Genomic DNA, 5,455 nt, shown 5'->3' on the forward strand with positions numbered 1-5,455 from the left:
GTGAGCACGGTGCGGGCGGTGAGGGCGGCGACGGTGGCCAGGGCGGCGCTGGCGGTGCCGGTGGCAAGGGTGGTACCGGCGGCAAGGGCTACGGCGGCATCTTCGGCCAGGGCAAGGGCGCTCCCGGCGCCGGCGGCACCGGTGGCAAGGGTGGTACCGGTGGCACCGGCGGCACCGGTGGTGAGGGTCTTGAAGGTCCCGGCAGTGGTGGCGACGGCGGCGCCGGTGGTACCGCCGGCAGCGGTGGAGGTGCCGGTGCCACCAACGGGACGAGCGGCGGCACTCCGAAACCCGGTGTCCCGGGCGGTCCCGGCCAGGGCGGCCAAACTGGCCAGCACGGGTAACCCGCGGCAAGAGTACGAGGGCCCGGTCCGACATCGGTCGGACCGGGTCTCGTTCTTTCCTGGTGCCGCCGGCTAAACCGTCAACACAACCTTTCCCGTCACCTCGCCCGATGACAGCAGTCGGTGCGCTTGAGCGGCCTGCTCGATGGGTAGCCGCGCACCGATCACCGGCTTGATCCGGCCATCGTCGACCATCGGCCAGACCTCGGTCGTCACTGCGGCAACCACCGCGCCCTTGCTGTGCGGCCCTTCCACCGGCCGGCCGCGCAGTGCGGTGCCGATTACCCGGGCACGCTTGGTGATCAGCTTTCCGATGTTCAGTTCACCCTTGATGCCGCCCTGCATTCCGATGATGACGAGCTTCCCGTCGTTGGCCAGCGCATCGACATTGCGGTCCAGGTAGGCCGCCCCCATGATGTCCAGGATCACGTCGGCGCCACCGGCCTCACGGATGCGCGTGACGAAGTCCTCGTCGCGATAGTTGACGGTAATCTCAGCCCCTAGTTCGCGGCAGAAGGCCAACTTGGCCTCCGATCCCGCGGTGACGGCCACCCACGCCCCGAGTTGACGCGCCACCTGAATGGCGTGGCTACCCACGCCGCTCGCGCCACCGTGCACCAGCAGCAGCTGGCCCTCGGACAACCCCGCCGTCAGCACCAGGTTCGACCACACCGTGCAGGCCACCTCCGGCAGTCCGGCGGCATCCACCAGGTCTACCCCGTCCGGAATCGGCAGCACCTGGGGGGCGGGAACTGCAACATACTCGGCGTATCCGCCGCCGGCTAGCAGCGCACAAACCTGTTGTCCGACTACCCAATCCGAGACTTCCTCGCCCGTCGCGGCAATCACGCCGGAAACCTCGAGGCCGAGGGTGTCGCTGGCCCCGGGTGGGGGAGGATACAAGCCGGCAGCCTGCAGCAGATCGGCCCGGTTCACTCCGGCCGCGGCCACCCGAATAAGCACCTCGCCCGGGCCGGGTTCAAGATCGGCGACTTCTCGCCACGTGAGGACGTCGGGCGATTCAGCGATGATGGCGCGCATGGCGGACACGCTACTACCGGCCCGACGCTGTCGAAAATGATGAGGAACTCTAAGTGTGTCGCTTAGCATGACGCTGTGCAGCGCCGCGATCGCCGCCGGACGGCGAGTGATTTACCCGGCTTGGATCTCGCCGAACGTCAAGCATGGCAACACTATTTGGCGGCCGTGCTGCGCTTCGACGCGGCGCTGAACCGGGCTCTCAACGCTGATCATCTACTGTCGGTGATCGACTTGCGGGTGCTCGACATCCTGGCCAAGTCCTCCGACGGCTCTGCTCGGATGGGTGATCTAGCCGAACTGCTGGGCGCGACGCGGCGTCAGATGACCAAGCGGATCGACCGTCTGGGGGAGCGGGGTCTGGTGCGCCGCGAGCCCGATCCGAAGGACAGACGCGGGGTTGTCGCGCTCCTCAATGACGACGGACGGACGATCATCGCCCCGGCGACCATCAGCTACGCGGAAGCCGTGTCGACTCACCTACTCGGATCGCTGTCGACTCGCCAGATCAGCACTGTTGCGGAGAACTGTTGGCGCATTGGGGAGGGGCTGCGGCTTTCCGAGCTGCGGCGCGCATTGGTCGAACCTGGCCCACCGGTTCCCGTTCGTATTGATGCTCAAGCTTTTCCGGAGGCGCCCACGTGCTATCTGCCCGGGGTCGACGATGCCGGGAAGCGTTGCTGGCACCAGTTCGTGTCGTCGTCAGCGACACTGTTCCCGGTCTTGAATGATCGGTTGGTGGAGGCGATCCAGCTTGCCCTGATGGACATTCTGCTTTTGGAGCTGATTGCGAAGTCGCCGGGTGGATCGGCGTCCATGAGCGTGTTGGGCAGTGCGTTTGCGCTGCGGCCCAGCCGGTTGACCCAGCAGATCACCCGCCTGGAGTCCGAAGGGCTGGTGCGTCGTGGCCCCGGAGAGGGGGATCGACGACGCGTGTTCGCCACCATCACGCTGCCCGGTCGAGTACGGTTGGGACCTGCTCTTAGCCTCTACGCCAGGGAAATTCGCAGGCATTATTTAGACCCGATGTCGCGCCAGCAGGCGATCGCGCTCGGCGACGCGTGTCGTCGGATCGGGTTGCCGCTCAAGGCTGGCGGCGACCGGTCGGTGCGGACAGTTCATCGACGTTCGCCCCGGGAGGCGGCGGTCGACGGCAGCGCCGGCCACCGATGAGCTGCCACCGGATCTAACGGCGTCACCGCCTAAGTCGCATTGTGGTTCCGAACGTTTCCACAGTTTGCTGACGCATGTTCTCCTGGGTCTGCTTGGGGGACAAGCGGAATGGTTACCCGCTGGTAGTTACCGATTGAAACAGTTGAGCCTGCCGTCGGGGTTGATCGACAGCCCCCGATCGCGGCGCTGAGCTGGGAATTCGGACGCTGCCGACGCAACCCGACGTGAAGCCGTGGCAAACATCTTCGCGGATAACAACGTTCGATTAGAGACACTCAGCCCTCGCTTAGTTACGTTCAGCGCTGTTCAGTGCGTCACCAATCCACCTGCCGAGGAGTTCCCCTTGCACGCCAACGTTCTTCCCTATGCCACCGCTGGCGTGGCACTGGTCGGAGCCAGTCTCGTCGCGGTCACGCCGTTGTCTGCCCCGGTGCCGGTTCTGTCTGATGTCCAATCTCACGCGGTCGCGTTGACGGGGGCGTTGCAGGATGTCCTCAATGCCGCGTCGGCGAACGTCACGACCATGCTCAACAACTGGTACTTGGCGCCCGGTGTGGGGATGCAACAGTTTTGGGCCAACCAGATGGACTACTGGGATCGGCTGCTCAACGACCCGTCAGGTTCCACCAATGACGTCAACGAGCAGATCCAGCTGCACCTGAACGCGGTGCTCTCCGGGTGGGCGCTGCAGAACGAGACTGACGCAACACACTCCACGGTGCTCAACCACACGATGGACGGCACGCATGCGTTGATGTTCGGCCAGATCGGCGGGTATATCCCCGCCGATGTCGATGCCAGCCAGATCATGCCGATCATCGACTACCTGGGATCGCCGGCCAGTGCGGTGTTGATGGGCATGATCGGCCCGGGCGTCAGCCCGTGGATCGCGCTGCTCAACAGCATCACCGACCACGACAGCCTGGGTGACACCTTGATCAACATGGGCGGCGCCTTCTTCAACGGCGCCACCTTGAATCTGGATGCCCTGTTGCCGATGATCAACGGCTTCGGGGTGTTTCCCGCGGGAATGAACATGGACCACCTGGACATCGCCTTCGGTGGACTGCTGTCGCCGGGTGCCGTTGCGGTCGGTCCCTACCAGGTGCTCGGCCCCGGCGGCGAGGTCGCCGCCTCGGTACCCGCCGTGGGTGGATCGATATTCCAAAGTGTCGGTATCGAATTCAGTGGGGTACCGGTGCTGGGCACCCTCGATCTCAACAGTGCCGGCATCGGACCGATCGCGGCCTGGCAGGCCTGGGGTCAAACCGTCGGCGCCCTGCTGGGCTCGGGTTGGGACGGCAAGGGCCCGGTCGTGGTGACCCCGCCGTTGGTCAGTGCCGAGCTGCCCCTGCTGCCCACCGACACCCTCGACGACGGTGGCACTGGCGCCGCGACTGATGCGTTCGGCTGGCTGGCCGATCTGCTCGGGCTCTGATTCCCCTAAACCCTTACTCCCCAAATCTTTAGAGAGGTCTCCCTCACGATGAATCGTCATCACACCACCCCGCATCGCCACTCCCGTGCGATTGGCGCCGCAACCACTGTCGGCGCGTTCCTGGCGTTCGGAATAGTCCCGCTGAGCGTGGCGCCACCGGCACAGGCCGATGAATTCGATTGGATCGCCGATCTTTTCGATAATTCCGCCTGGGTGGCGGCGGGCCCGGCCGATGCGGGCACCTTCGACTGGACCGGCATGCTGGACCAGTGGTTCTACGAGCCGATCCATGCGTCGCTGGAGGGTTGGATCAACAGTGACGTCGGGGTGATGGTCAACGGCTGGATCAATACCTCGGCCGGCCAGTTCCTGATCGGTGACGGTGCTGATGGCACCGAAGCCAATCCCGATGGCGGCAACGGCGGGCTGTGGTTCGGTGACGGTGGAAATGGTTGGGACAGCGCGACCGCCGGTGTTGCCGGCGGTGCCGGTGGCAATGCGGCGGGCTGGCTCGGCGACGGTGGCGCCGGTGGTGACGGCGGTGCGGGAGCCAACGGTGGTGCCGGCGGTGCCGGTGGCATCTGGATGGGCAACGGCGGCAACGGCGGTGCCGGCGGTCTCGCCGATAGCGTGGGCAACGGCGGTAACGGCGGAAACGGCGGGAACGCTTCGGCGTGGTTCTTCGGCAACGGCGGAGACGGTGGGCTCGGCGCGGCCGGAGCGGCGGGCGTTGCGGGGTCTTACGCCAATGGCGGTGACGGCATTGGCCAAGGCGGTGGCAACGGCGGTAACGGCGGAAACGGCGGGCGCAGCAGTTTTATGTTCGGCAACGGTGGAACAGGTGGCGATGCCGGGGACGCCGGTGCCGGGGGTAATGGCGCCACCGGCACCGTCGAACACGTCAATGGGGGCGATGGCGGCAACGGCGGCTGGACCGGCGGTAGCGCTGGAACAGGTGGTGGGCGCGGGTCGAGCATCTACACCAGTCCGATATATGGGCACGCCGGACAGGACGGTGTGGCCGGCGATGGGGGCGCCGGCGGCGCCGGCGGCAACGCTTACCAAGACGCCCCCGGCCACTACCTCGGTAACGGCGGCAACGGCAACTACGGCGGCGATGCCGGTACCGGCGACGACGCTCATGGCGGAAACGGCGGTAACGGTGGCGTCGGCCTCAACGGTGGTAATGGCGCCGCGGGTAACGGCGGTGCGGGCGGCAAGGGCGGCGAAGGCCCCGGCGAGGGCGGTGCCGCAGGCCAGGGCGGCATGAGCGGTGACGGCGCCTCCCGGCGCGCCGCAGGCGTGGACGGGGTGGACGGCCACGCCGGCACCGGCGGCGCCGGCGGTAACGGCGGTGTCGGCCAGGGCATGATCGGCGCCACCCCGCAGTCCGGCGGCGACGGCGGTCAGGGCGGTCAGGGCGGGTCGACTGGTAACGGTGGTGCCGGCGGTAATGGTGGCG

At 66.8% G+C, this 5,455-nt stretch carries 5 protein-coding genes; 3 read left to right on the top strand and 2 right to left on the bottom strand.

What is annotated here, in order from left to right:
* Together BN4346_RS47970 and BN4346_RS46855 are read right to left on the bottom strand one after the other, a co-directional pair.
* Nucleotides 1-338, bottom strand: a 338-nt coding sequence (locus BN4346_RS47970) for a hypothetical protein (protein WP_208863332.1), incomplete at its 3' end; no start/stop codon positions are given.
* Nucleotides 339-416: 78 nt separating this feature from the next.
* The gene (locus BN4346_RS46855; RefSeq protein WP_208863333.1) at nucleotides 417-1,385 is read right to left on the bottom strand and encodes an NAD(P)H-quinone oxidoreductase; all 969 of its coding nucleotides are present in this window, start codon (nucleotides 1,383-1,385) and stop codon (nucleotides 417-419) included.
* Between the two features lie 75 nt (nucleotides 1,386-1,460).
* Here BN4346_RS46855 and BN4346_RS49620 point away from each other — a divergent pair, with 75 nt between their 5' ends.
* The 3 genes from BN4346_RS49620 to BN4346_RS47975 all read left to right on the top strand — a co-directional run.
* Entirely contained in the window at nucleotides 1,461-2,555 is a 1,095-nt protein-coding gene (locus tag BN4346_RS49620) for a MarR family winged helix-turn-helix transcriptional regulator (protein ID WP_078058901.1), read from the top strand.
* 343 nt (nucleotides 2,556-2,898) lie between these two features.
* Complete coding sequence (gjpA, locus tag BN4346_RS46865; protein ID WP_067977087.1) at nucleotides 2,899-3,993, top strand: outer membrane porin GjpA; 1,095 nt, start codon at nucleotides 2,899-2,901, stop codon at nucleotides 3,991-3,993.
* A 48-nt stretch (nucleotides 3,994-4,041) separates the two neighbouring features.
* Nucleotides 4,042-5,455: PGRS repeat-containing protein (locus BN4346_RS47975; RefSeq protein WP_067977088.1), on the top strand; the 1,414-nt coding region annotated here is incomplete at its 3' end.

The sequence above is a fragment of the Mycolicibacter icosiumassiliensis genome (genome assembly GCF_900078685.2).
Classification (GTDB): Bacteria; Actinomycetota; Actinomycetes; order Mycobacteriales; family Mycobacteriaceae; genus Mycobacterium; species Mycobacterium icosiumassiliensis.